Here is a 17,959-nt window from a genome sequence, read left to right on the forward strand (position 1 = left end):
CACGCCGGGAGTGGCGCGCATGATCGCTGCTCAGTTGACCGCGCGATTCCCCAACGGCATGTCCTCGCTCGCGATCCTGCTGCACGTCGAACAGCAGACGGGGTCCTACGGAGCCGCCGGCCTCGTGCTCGCCGCGACCAGCGTCGGCCAGGCGGTCGCCGGCCCCATCACCAGCCGCTGGATGGGCATGTGGGGCATGCGTCGCGTTCTCACCCTGACCCTGAGCGTGTGCGTCGTCGCCGTGCTGGCGCTCGCCCTGCTCCCGCTGAACCTGCCGGGGTACATGGTGCTCGGGATGGTGGCCGGACTCTCCACTCCTCCGATCCAGGCAGCCGTTCGCACGATCTATCCGAAGCTCGTGAACTCCTCGCAGCTCACCCCGCTCTTCTCGCTCGACGCCTCTCTGCAGGAGATCATCTGGATCCTGGCACCGGTGGTCATCACACTCGTGTCGACGCAGGTCGGCACGACCGAGGGTCTGTTGCTGGTCGCGATCATCCTGGTGGCGGGAGGCGCGTGGTTCATCCTCTCGCCCGAGGTCGGTCGCGTGCGGATCCCCCGCAGCCGCAATCCGCTCGGCAAGGTCGTGCTCAAGCCCCCTGTCATGCTCGCCACCGTCATCGGCTTCCTCCTGATCGGGGCGTGCGCGGCCGTCGAGGTCGGTGTGGTCGCGAGCTTCGAGCATGGCAGCCTCACCGCCGGTCTCGTGCTCGCCGTCTTCGCGCTCGGCAGCCTCGCCGGCGGCCTGGCCTTCGGTCACATCCCGATCGGCCCCTGGGCCATGGCACGGCGTCTGCTGATCGTCACCATCGGGCTCGGACTCACCATGGTGATGCTCAACGTGTTCTGGCTCGGCGGCACGCTGATCCTCGCCGGCATCGGCATCGCCCCCGCTCTCGCCGTGCTCTTCGCGATCACCTCCGCGAGCGTGAAGTTCAGCGAGACGGCCGAGGCGTTCGGGTGGGCGGGTACCGGTCAGCTCATCGGCGCCGCTGCCGGGTCCGCGGTCGCCGGCTTCCTCGTCGACGCGGGCGACTGGCGCGGCGCATACCTCGCCGCGACGCTGTTCGCCGGGGCCGGGTTGATCGTCTCGATCGTGTTCGTCCGTTCCTTCCCTGATCTGCGTCACCGCGACGCGAGTCCCCATCCCGACACCGAACCCCTGGCGGTCACCCCCTCATGAGCTCCCTTACTGCCCTGACCTCCGCTCCCGAGATCGTCTGCGTGGGCGAGACCATGGCGCTGATCACGCCGACGGATGCGAGTCTCGCCGAGGCGGGGCACGCGACGATCGGGCTCGCCGGGGCGGAGTCCAACGTGTCGGCGGGAGTCGCCGCCACCGGGCACCGCGTCGCCTGGGCGTCTCGCCTGGGAGCCGATCCGCTCGGCGACCGCATCACGTCGGAGCTCGCGCGCCGCGGCGTGGAGCTGTGGGTCGAGCGCGCGGCGGATGCGCCCACCGGTGTCATGTTCAAGGATCCGGGCGTCGAGTCCTCCTCCGTCTACTACTACCGCCGCGGCTCGGCTGCCGCGCACATGGAGCCCGGCTTCCTGACGCCGGACCGACTCGAGGGCGTGCGGATCGTGCACACCACCGGCATCACGCCCGCGCTCTCGCGCTCGTGCCGGGAGATGGTCGACCGCCTCTTCGCAGACGCCCGCACCGCCGGCGCGCTGGTGTCGTTCGACGTGAACGACCGACGTCCGCTCTGGAGCCGCGAGGACGCCGCCGAGACCCTCGCCCGACTGGCGGATGCCGCAGACATCACCTTCGTCGGCCGCGACGAGGCCGAGCGCATCTGGGGCACCGTGACTCCGGCCGAGATCCGCGCCTTCCTCCCCCGGTGCCCGCTGTTGATCGTCAAGGACGGCGATGTCGGGGCGACCGCCTTCGACGGCGATGCCGAGCCGGTGTTCGTCCCGGCACCCGTGGTCGATGTCGTCGAGCCGGTCGGAGCGGGCGACGCGTTCGCCTCCGGCTTCCTCGCAGCCACACTCGACGGTGCTCCGCTCGCCGCTCGCCTGTCGGCCGGGCACGCCGCCGCCGAGCGCGTGCTGACGATCGCGGCTGATCTGCCGCCACTCGACTGACACACCCGATCCCGCCCACGCCGCCGCGCGTTCTGGCGCGCCCGTGACTCGGGAGGGTGCAGAACGGCTCCGGCGCCGTCAAGCGACCGATCGGTGAACGCTCGGCGTCAGTTAATGAACGCCGAATGGCCACTCTCTGGAACCGCCGTTTCGCTGCATCCGACGCTAGTAGCTTCGCGAATGGCGCCGCTTCCACCCTGCTGTCGAGCGCCATCTCCCACCTCGAATCCCGACGAAAGGTGCTGCCTGCGATGGCGCGCTTGCCACGATCCCTGACCCTGCGGCGCACTGCCGCTTTCACCGCCGGCGGCCTCGCTGCCGCTCTCGGCCTCACTCTCCTCGGGGGCGGCGTCGCCGTCGCCGCCGGAGGCCTCAATCCTCCCGCCGTCGCCCCCGCGACGGTGTTCGTGCCCTCGACCGTGCCCGACCGTGTGATCCTCACGCCGACGGCCACACCTCAGACGAGCCAGAGCGTCAGCTGGCGCACCTCGTCCGATGTCACGACGCCACAGGTGCAGATCGCACCGCTCACCGCCACGCCCGTCGACGTCGCAGCCGCACGGATCGTCACCGCCACCACGACCGGTTTCGAGTCCAACTTCGGATACCGGATCGCACATCACTCCGCGACCTTCGACCAGCTCGAGGCCGCGACCACGTACCTCTACCGTGTCGGCGACGGCACGACCTGGAGCGAGTGGCTCGAGTTCACGACGGCAGATGACGCCGTGGGCAACTTCAGCTTCCTCGTGCAGGGCGACGCGCAGAACGACAACAAGGCGTTCACGTCGCGCGCGCTGCGTGCCGCGTTCGAGGCCCGCCCGTACGCACGCGCCGTCGTGCATGCCGGCGACCTGATCGACACCGAGACCTCGGATGCCGAGTGGGGCGAATGGCATGAGGCCGCCGCCTTCTCGAACCAGTACCTCAACGTGATCGCCGCCACGGGGAACCACGAGTACTACCCCGGTCCCGAGCTGTCGAAGCACTGGGACGCGCAGTTCGAGTACCCGGCGAACGGTCCGGCGGGCGCAGACCTCGGCGAGACGGTGTACTCCGTCGACTACCAGGGCGTCCGCTTCATCACGCTCAACAGCACCCAGGCGTTCAACCCGGCCAGCCTGACGGCCCAGACGGAGTGGCTCGAGGCGCAGCTCGCCGAGAACCCGAACACCTGGACGGTCGTGGCCTTCCACCACCCGGTCTTCTCCGTGACCTCGGGGCGCGACAACGCGGTGCTGCGCGACGCGTGGATGCCGCTGTTCGAGAAGTACGGCGTCGACCTCGTGGTGCAGGGCCACGACCACGCGTACGGTCGCGGCAACCTGATCGCGAACGAGACCGGTCTCCCCGCCGGCGCCGACCCGAAGAAGAGCCACACCGGCCCCGTCTACCTGGTGTCCGTCGCGGGGCCGAAGATGTACGTGCCGGACCCCGCCGACGCCAACAACTGGACCGCGAACGACGCGAACCTCCGCGTGGTCGGCCGCGATGTGCAGCTGTTCCAGACGGTCGACGTCACCGACGACAAGTTCCACGTCGAAGCGCGAACGGTCGATGGCGCACTGTTCGACTCCTTCACGATCGCCAAGGCATCCGACGGCAGCAAGCTCGTGAGCGACGACAAGGCCTGGGCCACCGGCCCCGGATCCACACGATGGGGCTTCGACGACTCGGGCCCCGGCCCCGTGGACCCTGTGGACCCCGTCGATCCGGTCGACCCGGTGGACCCGGTGGACCCGGTCGACCCCGTGGATCCGACGGACGTTGCGATCACCCTCTCGACGGCGCAGGTCGCCCCCGGCGATGAGATCCAGCTGACCGCCACGGGTCTCGAGGCCGACGAGCGGGTGTCGATCGAGCTGCACTCGACACCCGTGCAGCTGGCCGTGACGTCGAGCGATGCCGATGGCGCCGTCGCGGCGACCGTGCGCATCCCCGCCGATACGGCACCGGGTGAGCACGAGATCGTCGTCACCGGACTCGGTTCCGACGCATCCGGCCGCATCGCGATCATCGTGACCCGCGTGACCGACGGCGGCTCGCTCGCCGCGACCGGCTGGGCAGGCGGCGGTATCGCCCTGTTCGGCATCCTCATCACCGCGGCCGGCATCGCCGTGATCCTCCGCTCTCGCACCCGCTCCCGCTCCGCCGCGTGACCGGCCCTCTCCTCGATTCTCGAAAGGCACTGATCTCGATGACCATCCCCTTCACGCGGCGCCGCACTCCCTGGCGGTTCACCGCCTGCGCCATCGCGGGAGCCGTGCTCCTCTCGGGGGGTGTCCTCGCCGCCCCTGCACCCGCAGCGCAGGCAGCCGAGGCAGCATCCTCCCGGTGGGAGCCCTCGGCGATCCCCGACCGGATCGTCCTGACGCCCGCCGCTGACGCTGCGACCCAGCAGACGGTGACCTGGCGCACGTCCGCGACGACCGACCGCGGACTCGTCCAGTACCGCACCATGACGGCCGCCCCCTATCCCGGGGGCGTGATGGAGGCCGAAGCCGCCCACACCGAGGTCACGACCGACATCGGCTATGCCCAGAACATGCACTCCGCGACCATCACGGGCCTCCAGCCCGGCGTCGAGTACATGTACCGGGTGGGCGACGGCACGAACTTCTCCGAATGGCAGGACTTCGCGACCGCGAGTGCGACCGACAAGACGACCTCGTTCATCTTCCTCGGCGACATCCAGAACGGCATCCTCAGTGACGGCTCGCGCGTGCTGCGCAACGCCTTCCGGGATCGCCCCAATGCGGACGTCGTGGTGCAGATCGGCGACCTGGTCAACGACGCGAACTCCGACGCGGAGTGGGGTGAGCTCTTCGACGCGTTCTCCTACTCGCTGGGTACGCAGAACCTGATCACGACGCCCGGCAATCACGAGTACGACGGCGGGCTGTCGCGCACCTGGCGCGCACAGCTCCCCTACCCGGCCAACGGCCCCACCGGTGAGGGAGAGGTGTACGACGAGCTCGCCGGCACCGTCTACTACACCGACCGTGAGGGCGTGCGGTTCGTCTCCCTCAACAGCAACATCTCCTCGGAGGAGGGCCTGCGGGTCCAGGCCGAATGGCTCGAGGGCGTGCTCGCCGAGAACACCAACGAGTGGACCGTGGTGCTGTTCCACCACCCCGTGTACTCGCTCGATGAGGGACGCAACAACCTCGGCATCCGCACCTACTGGGGTCCGATCCTCGAGAAGCACAACGTCGATCTCGTGCTGCAGGGCCACGACCATGCATACGGGCGTGGCAACACCTTCGCGGCGGAGCAGAACCTGCCAGCCGGTGCCGACCCTGAGAAGAGCGCGACCGGTCCCGTCTACGTGGGCTCGAGCGCGAGTGTGAAGCTGTACGAGTACGGTCCGCGCCTGTGGAGCGAGAACGGCGCGCACCTGCGCCGCCTCGACGGTGGCAAGCAGTTCTATCAGCTCGTCGACGTCACCGAGGGCACGCTCCGCTACGAGTCGCGTACGGCGGACGGCGAGTTCTTCGACGGCGTGACGATCACGAAGGACGAGAAGGGCAAGCTCGTCACCGACGGTGTCGAGCCGCAAGATATCCCGACCGGTCCCGTGCAGCCGTGCCTCGGCTGCGGCGGCAACCCCGACCCGGGTGAGGTCACCCCTGACGTCCCCACGGGCGAGGTCGACTACGAGGTCGTGAGCTCTCTGGCGTCGGTGGATCGTTCGAAGGCGAGCCTGCCGGCGGGTATGGCGTACTCGGAGTCGCGCGACGTGCTGTACCTGGGCGACCAGAACAGCCGGAAGATCTTCGAGATCGACCCCGACACCGACAAGGTGCTCGGCGAGATGACCCTGCCGGAGAACATCCGCGACATCGGCATCGACGACGAGAACAACCTCCTCTACGTCGGACAGCAGAACCGCAACTGGCTCGTCGTCTCGATCGCACCCGACACCTTCGGGCAGGTCGTACGCGGACCGTACCCGACGATCGAGTCCAACCGCTCGATCGACGTCGACCCCACCCTCGGACACGTGTACATCGCCGTCCCCTCCCGGGGCATCGAAGTACTCGACGCCGAAACCGGCGCCTCCCTCGGAGTCATCAACGGCACCGCAGACGCCTACTACGTCGCCGCCGACCCCACCACCGGCACCGTCGTCAGCACCAAGTTCCACGACCTCACCGACGTCGTGAACCTGGAGGCCTTCGACGCCAACAACGGGTTCAAGAAGCTGTGGGCCAAGGCGACACGTCCGAACCCTCGTCAGATCGACATCGACTCCACCAACGGTCTGCTCTACGTCGGCTACACCGGCACGAGCGCAGGATCGGGCGGATTCTCGGTGCACGACCTGAAGACCGGAAAGGCGCTCGGCGACTTCGACGATCCGTCCTACGGCAAGGACGGCTACGGCATCGCGGTCGATGAGGAGCACCAGCGGGTGTTCGTGTCGAACCGCGACTTCCGCCTCAACCCTCCAGGGCAGGAGCTCACCTCGGCGGCCGTCACGGTCAGCGAGCGCGTGCTTCCGGAGACGCTGACGTATGAGTCGGCAGGACACCTGGCGTCGGTGGATCGTTCGAAGGCGAATCTGCCGGCGGGTATGGCGTACTCGGAGTCGCGTGACGTGCTGTACCTGGGCGACCAGAACAGCCGGAAGATCTTCGAGATCGACCCCGACACCGACAAGGTCCTCGGCGAGATGACCCTGCCGGAGAACATCCGCGACATCGGCATCGACGACGAGAACAACCTCCTCTACGTCGGACAGCAGAACCGCAACTGGCTCGTCGTCTCGATCGCACCCGACACCTTCGGGCAGGTCGTACGCGGACCGTACCCGACGATCGAGTCCAACCGCTCGATCGACGTCGACCCCACCCTCGGACACGTCTACATCGCCGTCCCCTCCCGGGGCATCGAAGTACTCGACGCCGAAACCGGCGCCTCCCTCGGAGTCATCAACGGCACCGCAGACGCCTACTACGTCGCCGCCGACCCCACCACCGGCACCGTCATCAGCACCAAGTTCCACGACCTCACCGACGTGATCAACCTGGAAGCCTTCGACGCGACGGACGGGTTCACGAAGCTCTGGGAGCGCACGAGCAGGGCCAGCCCTCGTCAGGTCGACATCGACTCGACGAATGGCTTGCTCTACGTCGGCTATACGGGCACCACGCCCACGAGCGGCGGTTTCTCGGTGCACGACCTGGCCACAGGCGCGCTGCTCGGTGACTTCGCCGGTCCGAAGTACGGCAAGGACGGCTACGGCATCGCGGTCGATGAGGAGCACCAGCGGGTGTTCGTGTCGAACCGCGACTTCCGCCTCAACCCTCCAGGAGAGGAGCTCACCTCGGCGGCCGTCACCGTCAGCGTGCGTAAGACGACCGATCCGACCGACCCGACCGATCCCACGGACCCTACGGATCCGACGGACCCGACGGACCCGACCGATCCGACGGACCCGACGGACCCGGAGACCCCGGTGTTCACGGCGCGCTCGCTCACGGTGATCCCTTCGGCGACGGATGTCCCCGAATCGGACGACCGACCGGTCGGCTCGGTGGTGGACAGCCGCACCGGGAACCTCTTCGTCGGCAACGAGATGCGCCCCGCGCGCGTCTGGGAGATCGATCCGGCGACGGACACGCTCCTGCGCACGCTCGACGTGCCCGCGCCGACCGCAGCGGATGAGGGCGTACGCGATGTGGCGCTGGACGAGACGAAGGGCGAGCTGTACGTCGCCTACTCGAACCAGTGGCTCGTGATGGATGCCGCCAGCGGTGCCCTGAAGCGCGGTCCGTACGCGTTCACCGCGAACGTGCGCGGCATCGACATCGACCCCGAGGCGGGTCTGGTGTTCGGAGCCACGCGTGGCACGGGCGTCGAGATCATGGATGCGGAGACGGGAGCACCGGTCACGGTGACCCCGGCCGGTGCATCCGCCTGGCGCTCGCACGGCATCGCGTGGGACGGCGTGAACGACCGGCTCTACGTGGGCACGGCCGATGCCGACGGCTCGACCGACGGCGTGCGGGTCTTCGCCGGAGGCACGTGGGAGCTCGTCGGAACCATCCCGATGGCGAACGCCGACCTGCGCTCGCTCGCGGTCGACACCACCACTGGCAGGTTGATCGCGGGTCACCAGTCGACGACGTTCGACGCGAGCGGGGTGTCGGTGTACGCGACCGACGACCTCTCGCTGATCTCGCGACTGAGCGCTCATGCGTACGGCAACAAGGTCTACGGCGTCTCGGTGAACCCCACCGACGGCGAGATCTACGTGTCGGCGCGTGACCGCTACCCGTCGGGTCTGGTGGCGATCAGCTCACGCTGATCCTGTTCAGACACAGAGGGGGTGCGTCCATCGGGCGCACCCCCTCTGCGTGCGCAGGGGCCTGTCCGACCGGCCGGTCGTAGGCTGGGATCATGCCTGCACCACTCCTGCTGCCCCGCATCGCCTGGGGCTCTCCCTCGGCCTCTCGCCGTGCCCTTCTCGTGCACGGTCTCGGTTCTTCCGGTGCCCTGATGTGGCGTCTCGGCGATGCGCTGGCTGAGGCCGGATGGCACGCGACGGCCGTCGACCTGCGCGGACACGGTGACGCGCCCCGGTCGCTCGACTACTCGGTCGCGGCGTACGGGGCCGACCTGGCCGCGACCCGCCCGTCAGACGGCGGCAGCTGGGACGCGGTCATCGGACATTCGCTCGGCGGCGCGGCGAGCACGGTCGCCGCGGCATCCGATTCCGCCTGGACGCGCCGCCTCGTGCTCATCGATCCGGCCATCCACGTCGACGGGCGTGACGCCGGGATCGTGCGCCGGAGCCAAGAACGGGCGTTCGCCGACACTCGACTCGAAGTGGTGCAGGAGGAGCATCCGCACTGGCACCCGCAGGACCAGGAGCTGAAGGTGGATGCCGTGCTCCGCGCGAGCGCGTGGGCGGTGGAGCAGACCAGCGCCCAGAACCGGCCGTGGGATGTGCGCGCGGCCGCCGCGGCGCTGTCGGTTCCCACGCACGTGCTCGGCGCCGACCCCGCCGTCTACAGCATCTTCACCGGCGATCTCGCAGCAGAGGTGCTGTCGTCGAATCCGCTGATCACGATGTCGATCGTCGCAGGTGCAGGGCACTCCCTGCACCGCGACAAGCCGGAGGAATCCGTGCGACAGCTTCTGGAGGCCCTGAAGTGAGCGCTTTCGACCCCACCGTCTTCCTTCCCGACGAGCTGCTGGAGCGGATCCGCGAGCGTGCTCCCCTGCATGACCGCGAGAACACGTTCCCGCAGCAGGACCTCGACGAGCTGCGCGAGGCGGGGTACCTGTCGATCCTCGTGCCGACCGCGCGCGGCGGTGCCGGTCTGGGTCTCGCAGAGGCCGCCCTGCTGCAGCAGAGACTCGCGACGGCCGCCCCGGCCACGGCGTTGGCCATCAACATGCACCTGGTGTGGACGGGCGTCGCGAAGGTGTTCTCCGACCGCGGCGTGCCAGGGCTGGAGTTCGTGCAGGACGGTGCGGTCGCCGGCGAGGTCTTCGCGTTCGGGATCAGCGAGGGCGGCAACGACCTCGTGCTGTTCGGCAGCGACACGGATGCCTCGCCTCTCCCCGACGGCGGCTACTCCTTCACCGGTACCAAGATCTTCACCTCGCTGGCCCCGGTGTGGACGCGGCTCGGACTGCACGGGCTCGACACCACCAGTGCGGATGCGCCGAAGCTGGTCTTCGCCTTCATCGAGCGCACCGACGCGGTCACGACCTCCGAGGATTGGGACACGCTCGGCATGCGGGGCACGCAGAGCCGCACCACCCGTCTGAACGGCGCGACAGCGGATGCCGCGCACGTCGTCCGCCGCATCGACCCCGGTCCGAACCCCGACCCGATCGTGTTCGGGATCTTCAGCGTGTTCGAGATCCTGCTCGCCTCCGTCTACACCGGCATCGCGCGACGCGCGCTGGACCTGGCCGTGCAGACCGCGCACACCCGCCGCTCGAAGAAGACGGGTGCGGCCTACAGCCAGGATCCCGACATCCGCTGGCGCATCGCCGACATGGCCCTCGCCTACGACGCACTGCCTCCGCAGATCGCCGCACTCGCGCGCGACGTCGACGAGCGCGTCGACAACGGCGCGCGGTGGTTCAGCCTGCTCTCCGGGGTGAAGCACCGGGCGATCACGATGTCCAAGCACGTGGTCGATCAGGCGATGCTGGTCGCCGGCGGCGGCTCGTACTTCTCGTCGAACGAGCTCTCGCGCCTGTACCGCGATGTGCTGGCGGGGGCGTTCCACCCGTCAGACCCGGAGTCCGCGCACGCGACGGCGGCGAGCGCATGGCTGGGGCCGACCGAATCCTGACCCACTTCCTGCTGATTTGCACAGACACGGGCAAGTCAAAGCGCGAAATCGGTTGCTGATCGTCGTTGCGAGTGCGAAGATCGCAGCATGAGCCCCACGCGAAAGCACCCCACGCTGGATCAGGTCTCGAAGACGATCATCGAACTCCTCCAGGAGGACGGACGCCGCTCCTACTCCGACATCGGACGGGTCGTCGGCCTGAGCGAGGCGGCGGTGCGCCAGCGCGTGCAGCGGCTCACGGAGTCCGGCATCATGCAGATCGTCGCCGTGACCGATCCCATGCAGCTCGGCTTCCACCGCCAGGCCATGATCGGCATCCGCGTCTCCGGCGACGCACGCCGGGTCGCCGAGGCCGTCGCCGCGATCGAGGCGATCGACTACGTGGTCATCACGGTCGGCTCGTTCGACGTGCTCGCCGAGGTCGTCTGCGAGGACGACGAAGATCTCCTCGCGATGATCAACGATGTCATCCGCCCCATCGACGGGGTCCTCTCGACCGAAACCTTCATCTACGCCAAGCTGCAGAAGCAGCTCTACAACTGGGGGACCAGATGAGCACCACACGCAACGAAGCCGAACTCCAGGCGATGGCCAAAGACCATCTCTGGATGCATTTCACCCGACAGTCCACGATGGAGAAGTCCGGTGTGCCGATCATCGTCAAGGGTGACGGGCACCACATCTGGGACTCGAAGGGCAAGCAGTACTTCGATGGTCTCGCTGGTCTCTTCGTCGTCAACGCCGGACACGGTCGCCGTCGTCTCGCGGAGGCCGCGGCGAAGCAGGCGTCGGAGCTGGCCTTCTTCCCGCTGTGGTCGTATGCGCACCCCGCCGCGATCGAGCTCGCCGACCGCCTCGCCGATGAGGCACCGGGTGACCTGAACCGCGTCTTCTTCTCCACCGGAGGCGGCGAGGCCGTCGAGACCGCCTTCAAGCTCGCCAAGCACTACTGGAAGCTGATGGGCAAGCCCACCAAGCACAAGGTGATCTCGCGCTCGGTCGCCTATCACGGCACCCCGCAGGGCGCTCTCGCCATCACCGGCATCCCGGCGATGAAGTCGATGTTCGAGCCGGTCACCCCCGGCGGATTCCGCGTGCCGAACACCAACTTCTACCGCGCGGCGGAGATGGGTGGGCCGGCCGACGACCTCGAGGCCTTCGGCCGCTGGGCCGCCGATCGCATCGAGGAGATGATCCTCTTCGAAGGCGCCGACACGGTCGCCGCGGTCTTCCTCGAGCCGGTGCAGAACTCCGGCGGATGCTTCCCGCCCCCTCCCGGCTACTTCGCCCGCGTGCGCGAGATCTGCGACCGCCACGACGTGCTGTTGGTGTCCGACGAGGTCATCTGCGCGTTCGGCCGCCTCGGCCACACGTTCGCGTGCACGGGCCTCGGCTACGTGCCCGACATGATCACGTGCGCCAAGGGCATGACGAGCGGCTACTCCCCCATCGGGGCCACCATCGTCAGCGACCGCATCTACGAGCCCTTCTCGAAGGGCGACATGTCGTTCCCACACGGGTACACGTTCGGCGGCCACCCGGTTTCGGCGGCGGTCGCGCTCGAGAACCTCGCGATCTTCGACGAGGAGGGGCTGAACCAGCGCGTGCGCGAGAACTCGCCGCTGTTCCGCGCCGAGCTCGAGAAGCTGCTCGACATCCCGATCGTCGGCGACGTGCGCGGCGACGGCTACTTCTTCGGCATCGAGCTCGTGAAGGACAAGGCCACCAAGGAGACGTTCGACGACGCGGAGTCCGAGCGGCTGCTGCGCGGCTTCCTCTCCCCCGCCCTGTTCGAAGCGGGCCTCTACTGCCGAGCGGATGACCGGGGCGACCCCGTGATCCAGCTCGCGCCGCCGCTCACGGTCGGTCAGCCGGAGTTCCGCGAGATCGAACAGATCCTGCGCGACGTGCTCACCCGGGCTCAGTCGGTGCTCTGAGGCGCTCGCGCGCTACAGTCCCTCGTCCTCCGCCGCGGGGACGAGGGACTTCAGGATCGTCGCATGACGGACGAGGAACGCCCGTTCATCGAGCTTCTTGCGACGCAGCCACGACGTGACCTCGCTGTTGTTCTTGCTCGCGTTGCATGACGCGCACGCCGGCACCACGTTGTCCAGCGTGTACCGGCCGCCCCGAGAGACGGGCATGATGCAATCGCGCTGCAGGGCCGGCGCCGGGTTCTGGCAGTAGGCGCAGCCCTCCCACGCGTCCATCAGCGCCTGCCACTGGTCTGGGGTGAGATCGTTGTCCACCCGCGACAGTCGGTTCTGTCTGCGGCGGGCATAGCGCGTGCGGGCGGCAGGCGTGCGCGCGGAGGCGGGGACCTTGCGACGGGCGGGCATGCGCTTACGGTACCGCGGCGGTGGGGGGATCCTGTGGTGTGAATCGCCTCGACTCTGTTCTCTACCGGGCGCGGAGCGATGTCGTGCCGTCGCCGACGAATCCCCGCGCGCGCAGGCGTGGCATCACCTCATCGCACAGCAGCTCGACAGAGCGCCACGATCCCACCGGAAACGCGATGAAGCCGTCGATGGCCCGTGCTTCCGCGCGAGCGACGATGGACGCCACCGCATCCTCCGGGGTTCCTACGACCGACCAGTGGGGTCCCGCGCTTCGTCGTTGCCCGCTCGGCGGGTACGTCGCCCGCTCGATCGCGGCAGCCTCACCCCTCGTTCCGGCCAGCACCAGAGACAGTCCGGGGAGCAGCAAGGGCCGGTCGCGCCGCCCCGCGTCCTTCGCCGCGGCTCGGACGGCTGCGCGCTGCGACACCCCCGACTCGATTTCGATGGCCGAAGCGAACATCGCATCGGCGCGTCGTCCTGTCAGCGCGATCGTCGATTCCCCGCCTCCCGCGACCATGAGCGGGAGGGGCCGCGGCGTCGGCACCGGAAGCGGGAGCGGCCCGGCGACCCGGAAGTTCTCTCCCGCATGATTCGTGGGGCGCACCCGCTCGACGTCGACGAGCACACCGGAATCGCGGTCGACCTGCATCGCCGCCGCGGGGAATCCTGCACGCAGCGACTCGACGACGTCGATCAGCTCCTCGGCCCGCCGCCATCGTGCGACAGAGTCCGGAAGACGCTCGACCGAGAACTGCTCGTCGCCGGAACGCGACGTGACCACGTTCCACCCGATGCGCCCTGGTGCCAGATGCTCCAGGGACACGAGCTGCCTGGCGACCGGATACGGCTCAGAGAAGGTGGCCGACACCGTCACCACAAGCCCGATCCGTCGAGTGGCGCCGGCCAGCTGCGCCGCCTGCACGATCGGGTCCAGACCGAGGTGCGCGGGATCGCTCCCGATCGTGCCCAGGGGCAGCGTGAGCGCATCGGGACGGAAAGCCACGTCGAAGCCCGCACGCTCGGCGCGCACCACGGCATCGATGATCGGACCGCCCGACAGCAGCTCCTCCGCCCGTGAGTCCTCGCGCCGCCAGGCCTGGCCGCGCATCCAGGTCGGCGCGATCGAGAACCCCGCCACCAGCGTCATACGATCGCCTCGTCGTCTGCGGAGGAGAGAGGGGCGATGGGCACCACCATCGGCGTCCCCGTGACAGGATGCCGCTGCACCAGCGCCTCCAATCCGAACGCCTCGGCGACCAGACCGGCTGTCATCACCTGCTCCGGAGCGCCGGTCGCGAGCACACGCCCCTCCCGCATGACCACCAGATGGTCGGCGTAGCGGCATGCCTGGTCGAGGTCGTGCAGCACCAGCACCACCGTGCGTCCCTGCTCCCTGTTGAGCCGCCGGCAGAGCTCCAACACCTCGAGCTGGTGGGCGATGTCGAGGTATGTGGTCGGCTCGTCGAGCAGCATCACCGGAGTCTCCTGCGCCAGCAGCATCGCGATCCACGCGCGCTGCCGCTGCCCGCCGGAGAGCTCGTCCACCGGACGATCGCGCAGCACTGCCACCCCCGTCGAACGCATCGCCCGGTTCACGGCATCCGCATCCTCCGACGACCACTGCTGCAGCAGCCGCTGATGCGGATACCGTCCGCGCGCCACCAGCTCCGCCACCGTCACCCCTCCCGGGGCGGTCGCCGCCTGCGGCAGGAATCCCACCCGACGCGCGAGCGCTTTCGGCGCAAACGACCTGACGTCCTCACCACCGAGCATCACCCTGCCGGATGCGGGTGAGAGCAGCCGCGCGAGTCCCCGCAACAGTGTCGACTTCCCGCAGGCGTTCGCCCCGAGGATCACGGTGATCCTGCCTTCGGGGAGCGTCACGTCCAGATGGTCGACGATCGTCCGGTCGTCGTACCGCAGCGTCAGCCCCTCGGCCACCATCGAATCCGACATCAACGCCACCCCTTTCCCTCGGCCGCACCTCGGCTCGGCAACAGCAGCCACAACAGATACAGACCTCCCACGACACCGGTCATCCGGCCGACGGGCACCGCGAACGTCACCGGCAGCAGCTGGGTCACAAGGTCGGCGATCACGAGCAGCGCCGCTCCCATCGCCGCCGCGCCGATCACCGGCGGCGCATCCGCGCGCAGCAGCCGCCGCACCAGCTGCGGTGCGGCGAGCGCCACGAACGCGATCGGCCCGACCGCTGCTGTCGCCAGGGCGGCCAGCACCACGGCGCATCCCACCAGCACGAGTCGCGTGCGCTCCACCCTCACCCCCAGCTGCTCGGCGATGTCGTCGCCGAGCTCCATCAGACTCGCCCGCCGTGAGAGCAGCAGCACGACCGGGATCACGACAGCGACCCCGGCGAGCACGGGCAGCGTGTGGCTCCACTGACGAGCATCGGGCGAACCGGACAGCCACAGGTTCGCCTGGCTCGACGCATCGATGGTGCCGCGCACCAGGAGCAGACCGTTGACCGCTGCGGCGATCGCGCCCACGCCGATGCCGACGAGGATGAGCTGCCGCCCGGCGATGCCACCGCCGCGTCGTGCGAGCAGCATCACGATGCCGGCGGTGACCACACCGCCCGCGATGGTGCCGAGCGCGACCTGCGTGGGCTGCGCCCCGAACAGGACGATCTGCACCAGCGCCCCTGTCGCAGCGCCCGTGGTGAAGCCGATGACATCGGGGGATCCGAGCGCGTTGCGGGCAAGCGACTGGAAGATCGATCCCGACACCCCCAACGCCGCGCCGGCCCCGATCGCGGCGAGCACGCGAGGCAGTCGCACACCCTGCACCGCCCGGATCGTCGTCGGGTCGTCGGCGATGCCGAAGACGGCGCCTGGCACCGCGTGCAGAGGCACCGGCAGGCTTCCCACCGTCATCGCGATCGCCCCGGCGGCGAGCGCCACGATGGCGAGCACCGCCGTCACGATGATCGTCCGCGGTCGTACCAGCAGCGTGATCCGGCCGAACCGCAGCACACGACGGCCGCCAGGCGGCACCGTCGTGGTCAGCCCCGTCACAATGGAGCCAATCGTCGGCGACGCACCAGCGCCACGAAGAACGGTCCACCGAGGACCGCGACCATGATGCCGACGCCCACCTCGCCGGGGGGTGCGACCACGCGTCCCAGCACATCCGCGACGAGCACGAGCGCCGCGCCCAGTGCCATGGCAGTCGGCAGCATGCGGTGATGGTCGGAGCCGACCAGCATCCGCGCCACGTGCGGTGCGGTGAGGCCCACGAACGCGATGGGACCGGCCGCCGCGGTGGCGCCTCCCGCGAGCACGACGACGGCCAGCCCTGCGACCGTCCACACGACCGCGGGACGGGACCCCAGCGCGCGCGCTGCTTCGGGACCGAGTGAGGCCGCATCGAGCGCGCGCGACAGCATGAGGGCGAGCACGAGTCCGATCCCGATCAGCAGCGCGGCGGGTGGGAGCACGTCTCCGTCGCGCCCGGCGAGGGAACCGACCGCCCACGCGCGGTACCGGTCGAACACCATGTCGTCTCCGTTCACGATCACGATCTGTGCCAGCGCGCCGAGCACGACGGACAGGGCTGCGCCCGCGAGCACGAGACGCACCGGGTCCGAACCACGACGCACCCCGCCCAGCAGCATCACCAGAGCCCCGGCGGCGGCGGCGCCGACGAGAGCAGCTCCGAAGTACGCGATCGGGGCGATGGCTCCGGTGAGGGCGATGGCCAGCGCCACCGCCACCGCAGCACCCGCGTTCACGCCGAGGAGGCCGGGCTCCGCGATCGGGTTGCGCGTGAGCGACTGCATCACGACACCGGCTGCTCCCAGGGCCGCCCCCACGAGCAAGGCCAGAGCGGCGCGGGGCAGACGGCGGTTCATCAGCAACAGATGCGCGTCGTCGGAAGGGTCGAACGTCCACACCGCGTTCCACAGGTCGGCGGGTGCGAGCATCCGGGTCCCGACGATCGAGCTCAGCACGACGAGCGTGCCGATGAGGACGGTCGCGGTGACCAGTACGAGGACGAGACGACCGCGACTCACGCGTGGCGGAGCGGACGTCGCCTCTTCGGGCGGCAGGGCGGTGTCGATCATGGCGTTGCACGATCGACCGGCCGCTCTCCCGAGCGGCCGGTCGATCCATGTCAGGAGAACAGGTCCCTGACGTGCTCGACGATCTCGGTCGAGCTGTACAGATCCATGCGGAACGAGTTCAGGCCGAGGCCGTACACCTGACCGGCGGCCACCGACGGCACGTTCGCCAGCACGGGGTCGTCGGCGAAGCCCTTCGCCGACTCGTCGTCGGCCGACAGGATGAACGTCGTCTCGCTCGTCAGCTGCAGCAGGTTCTCGTAGGTCGCCCACACGAAATCGGCTCGCTCCTGCGCCTGGGTGTGCCAGGCCGGATCGGGATCCTCGACCGTGAAGCCGAGCGACTCGAGCAGGTCCGCGTGCGATCCGCCCGCACGGGCGATCGGGTTGTCCTGGCCGGGACCGTTGAAGGAGATGACATTGGCGGTGCCGTCCGGCACCGTGATGGTGTCGGCGGTCTCACTCACGAGGGCATCGAAGTCCGCAATCGTGTCCTCGGCCACGGCCTCCAGCCCCGTGGCCTCGCCCAGCTCGACCGCCAGGTCCTGCCAGGTCTGAGCGCCGTAATCGACCACGATCGTCGGCGCGATCGACTGCAGGTCGGCGACCTGGTCGGTCAGCGCATCGCGTCCGCTCGTGGCCACCACGATCAGATCCGGCTCGTTCGCCATCACCGCTTCGAGATCGAACTCGCCGACGCTCCACAGGTTGGCCACGTCGCGCTCGTCCGCGATGTCGGCCCACTGATCGAACCAGACGCCGCCCACCTGCGATCCGCTCGCCACGACGGGTGCGTCGATCGCGAGCAGCGTGCCGGTGACGGAGACGGCCGTCGACAGGATCCGCTCCGGCTGGGCCGGGATCTCGGTGGTGGTGCCGTCTGCATTCTCGAAGACGCGCGGCCACTCGGCGGCCGCAGCCGAGGTGTCCTCTTCGGAGGTCTGCTCCTCGGCGGTGGCGGCACAGCCGGCGAGGGCGAGTGCCCCCGCCAGCACGAGGCCGATCAGGGCCGCCGTGCGGCGGCGCGCGGATGCGTAGATGTTCATGATTCCTTCCCATGGCCCCCTGGCCGGAGGCCGGCGGGGCAGTCGTCCGCGGATGCGGGTGCGTACGTCGTCGTCGGCGTG

Annotated in this window: 14 protein-coding genes; 8 read left to right on the forward strand and 6 right to left on the reverse strand. The window is 69.2% G+C overall.

Features of this window, described 5'->3' with window-relative positions; genetic code table 11:
- Positions 1–19 precede the first annotated feature (19 nt).
- The 8 genes from MRBLWO12_RS09670 to MRBLWO12_RS09705 all read left to right on the forward strand — a co-directional run bounded on the left by MRBLWO12_RS09670 (position 20) and on the right by MRBLWO12_RS09705 (position 12,349).
- Positions 20–1,183, forward strand: a complete 1,164-nt coding sequence (locus tag MRBLWO12_RS09670) for an MFS transporter (protein ID WP_414685468.1) — start codon at positions 20–22, stop codon at positions 1,181–1,183.
- Positions 1,180–2,091, forward strand: coding sequence for a sugar kinase (locus tag MRBLWO12_RS09675; protein ID WP_363554930.1), 912 nt, complete (start codon positions 1,180–1,182; stop codon positions 2,089–2,091). The genes MRBLWO12_RS09670 and MRBLWO12_RS09675 overlap by 4 nt, the downstream gene beginning before the upstream one ends.
- 125 nt (positions 2,092–2,216) lie before the next feature.
- Entirely contained in the window at positions 2,217–4,250 is a 2,034-nt protein-coding gene (locus MRBLWO12_RS09680; RefSeq protein ID WP_363554932.1) for a metallophosphoesterase family protein, read from the forward strand.
- Positions 4,251–4,288: 38 nt separating this feature from the next.
- On the forward strand, positions 4,289–8,404 hold the full coding sequence (locus tag MRBLWO12_RS09685; protein ID WP_363554934.1) for a metallophosphoesterase: 4,116 nt from the start codon (positions 4,289–4,291) through the stop codon (positions 8,402–8,404).
- 92 nt (positions 8,405–8,496) lie between these two features.
- Entirely contained in the window at positions 8,497–9,255 is a 759-nt protein-coding gene (locus tag MRBLWO12_RS09690; RefSeq protein WP_363554936.1) for an alpha/beta fold hydrolase, read from the forward strand.
- Positions 9,252–10,412: an acyl-CoA dehydrogenase family protein gene (locus MRBLWO12_RS09695; RefSeq protein ID WP_363554938.1), complete on the forward strand. Its 1,161-nt coding sequence runs from the start codon at positions 9,252–9,254 to the stop codon at positions 10,410–10,412. Before MRBLWO12_RS09690 ends, MRBLWO12_RS09695 begins: the two co-directional genes overlap by 4 nt.
- Before the next feature lie 87 nt (positions 10,413–10,499).
- The gene (locus tag MRBLWO12_RS09700; protein ID WP_363554940.1) at positions 10,500–10,967 is read left to right on the forward strand and encodes an Lrp/AsnC family transcriptional regulator; all 468 of its coding nucleotides are present in this window, start codon (positions 10,500–10,502) and stop codon (positions 10,965–10,967) included.
- A complete protein-coding gene (locus MRBLWO12_RS09705; protein WP_363554942.1) occupies positions 10,964–12,349 on the forward strand; it encodes an aspartate aminotransferase family protein in 1,386 nt (461 codons plus the stop codon). Before MRBLWO12_RS09700 ends, MRBLWO12_RS09705 begins: the two co-directional genes overlap by 4 nt.
- A 12-nt stretch (positions 12,350–12,361) precedes the next feature.
- Here MRBLWO12_RS09705 and MRBLWO12_RS09710 read toward each other — a convergent pair whose 3' ends face one another.
- The 6 genes from MRBLWO12_RS09710 to fepB form a co-directional block, all read right to left on the reverse strand.
- Positions 12,362–12,751: an HNH endonuclease gene (locus MRBLWO12_RS09710; protein ID WP_363554944.1), complete on the reverse strand. Its 390-nt coding sequence runs from the start codon at positions 12,749–12,751 to the stop codon at positions 12,362–12,364.
- Between the two features lie 61 nt (positions 12,752–12,812).
- Positions 12,813–13,898: an LLM class flavin-dependent oxidoreductase gene (locus MRBLWO12_RS09715; RefSeq protein WP_363554946.1), complete on the reverse strand. Its 1,086-nt coding sequence runs from the start codon at positions 13,896–13,898 to the stop codon at positions 12,813–12,815.
- Positions 13,895–14,707, reverse strand: coding sequence for an ABC transporter ATP-binding protein (locus MRBLWO12_RS09720; RefSeq protein ID WP_363554948.1), 813 nt, complete (start codon positions 14,705–14,707; stop codon positions 13,895–13,897). The genes MRBLWO12_RS09715 and MRBLWO12_RS09720 overlap by 4 nt, the downstream gene beginning before the upstream one ends.
- Complete coding sequence (locus MRBLWO12_RS09725; RefSeq protein ID WP_363554950.1) at positions 14,707–15,786, reverse strand: FecCD family ABC transporter permease; 1,080 nt, start codon at positions 15,784–15,786, stop codon at positions 14,707–14,709. The genes MRBLWO12_RS09720 and MRBLWO12_RS09725 overlap by 1 nt, the downstream gene beginning before the upstream one ends.
- A complete protein-coding gene (locus MRBLWO12_RS09730) occupies positions 15,783–16,835 on the reverse strand; it encodes a FecCD family ABC transporter permease (protein WP_363554952.1) in 1,053 nt (350 codons plus the stop codon). The genes MRBLWO12_RS09725 and MRBLWO12_RS09730 overlap by 4 nt, the downstream gene beginning before the upstream one ends.
- 50 nt (positions 16,836–16,885) lie before the next feature.
- On the reverse strand, positions 16,886–17,878 hold the full coding sequence (gene fepB, locus MRBLWO12_RS09735) for a Fe2+-enterobactin ABC transporter substrate-binding protein (RefSeq protein WP_363554954.1): 993 nt from the start codon (positions 17,876–17,878) through the stop codon (positions 16,886–16,888).
- Between the last annotated feature and the right edge of the window lie 81 nt (positions 17,879–17,959).

It is taken from the genome of Microbacterium sp. LWO12-1.2, assembly GCF_040675875.1.
Classification (GTDB): domain Bacteria; phylum Actinomycetota; class Actinomycetes; order Actinomycetales; family Microbacteriaceae; genus Microbacterium.

Bases quoted from the DNA above. Each gene is read 5' to 3' on its own strand.
- MRBLWO12_RS09670 (WP_414685468.1), top strand. From the start codon at position 20: ATGATCGCTGCTCAGTTGACCGCGCGATTCCCCAACGGCATGTCCTCG.
- MRBLWO12_RS09675 (WP_363554930.1), top strand. From the start codon at position 1,180: ATGAGCTCCCTTACTGCCCTGACCTCCGCTCCCGAGATCGTCTGCGTG.
- MRBLWO12_RS09680 (WP_363554932.1), top strand. From the start codon at position 2,217: ATGGCCACTCTCTGGAACCGCCGTTTCGCTGCATCCGACGCTAGTAGC.
- MRBLWO12_RS09685 (WP_363554934.1), top strand. From the start codon at position 4,289: ATGACCATCCCCTTCACGCGGCGCCGCACTCCCTGGCGGTTCACCGCC.
- MRBLWO12_RS09690 (WP_363554936.1), top strand. From the start codon at position 8,497: ATGCCTGCACCACTCCTGCTGCCCCGCATCGCCTGGGGCTCTCCCTCG.
- MRBLWO12_RS09700 (WP_363554940.1), top strand. From the start codon at position 10,500: ATGAGCCCCACGCGAAAGCACCCCACGCTGGATCAGGTCTCGAAGACG.
- MRBLWO12_RS09705 (WP_363554942.1), top strand. From the start codon at position 10,964: ATGAGCACCACACGCAACGAAGCCGAACTCCAGGCGATGGCCAAAGAC.
- MRBLWO12_RS09710 (WP_363554944.1), bottom strand. From the start codon at position 12,751: ATGCCCGCCCGTCGCAAGGTCCCCGCCTCCGCGCGCACGCCTGCCGCC.
- MRBLWO12_RS09715 (WP_363554946.1), bottom strand. From the start codon at position 13,898: ATGACGCTGGTGGCGGGGTTCTCGATCGCGCCGACCTGGATGCGCGGC.
- MRBLWO12_RS09720 (WP_363554948.1), bottom strand. From the start codon at position 14,707: ATGTCGGATTCGATGGTGGCCGAGGGGCTGACGCTGCGGTACGACGAC.
- MRBLWO12_RS09730 (WP_363554952.1), bottom strand. From the start codon at position 16,835: ATGATCGACACCGCCCTGCCGCCCGAAGAGGCGACGTCCGCTCCGCCA.
- fepB (WP_363554954.1), bottom strand. From the start codon at position 17,878: ATGAACATCTACGCATCCGCGCGCCGCCGCACGGCGGCCCTGATCGGC.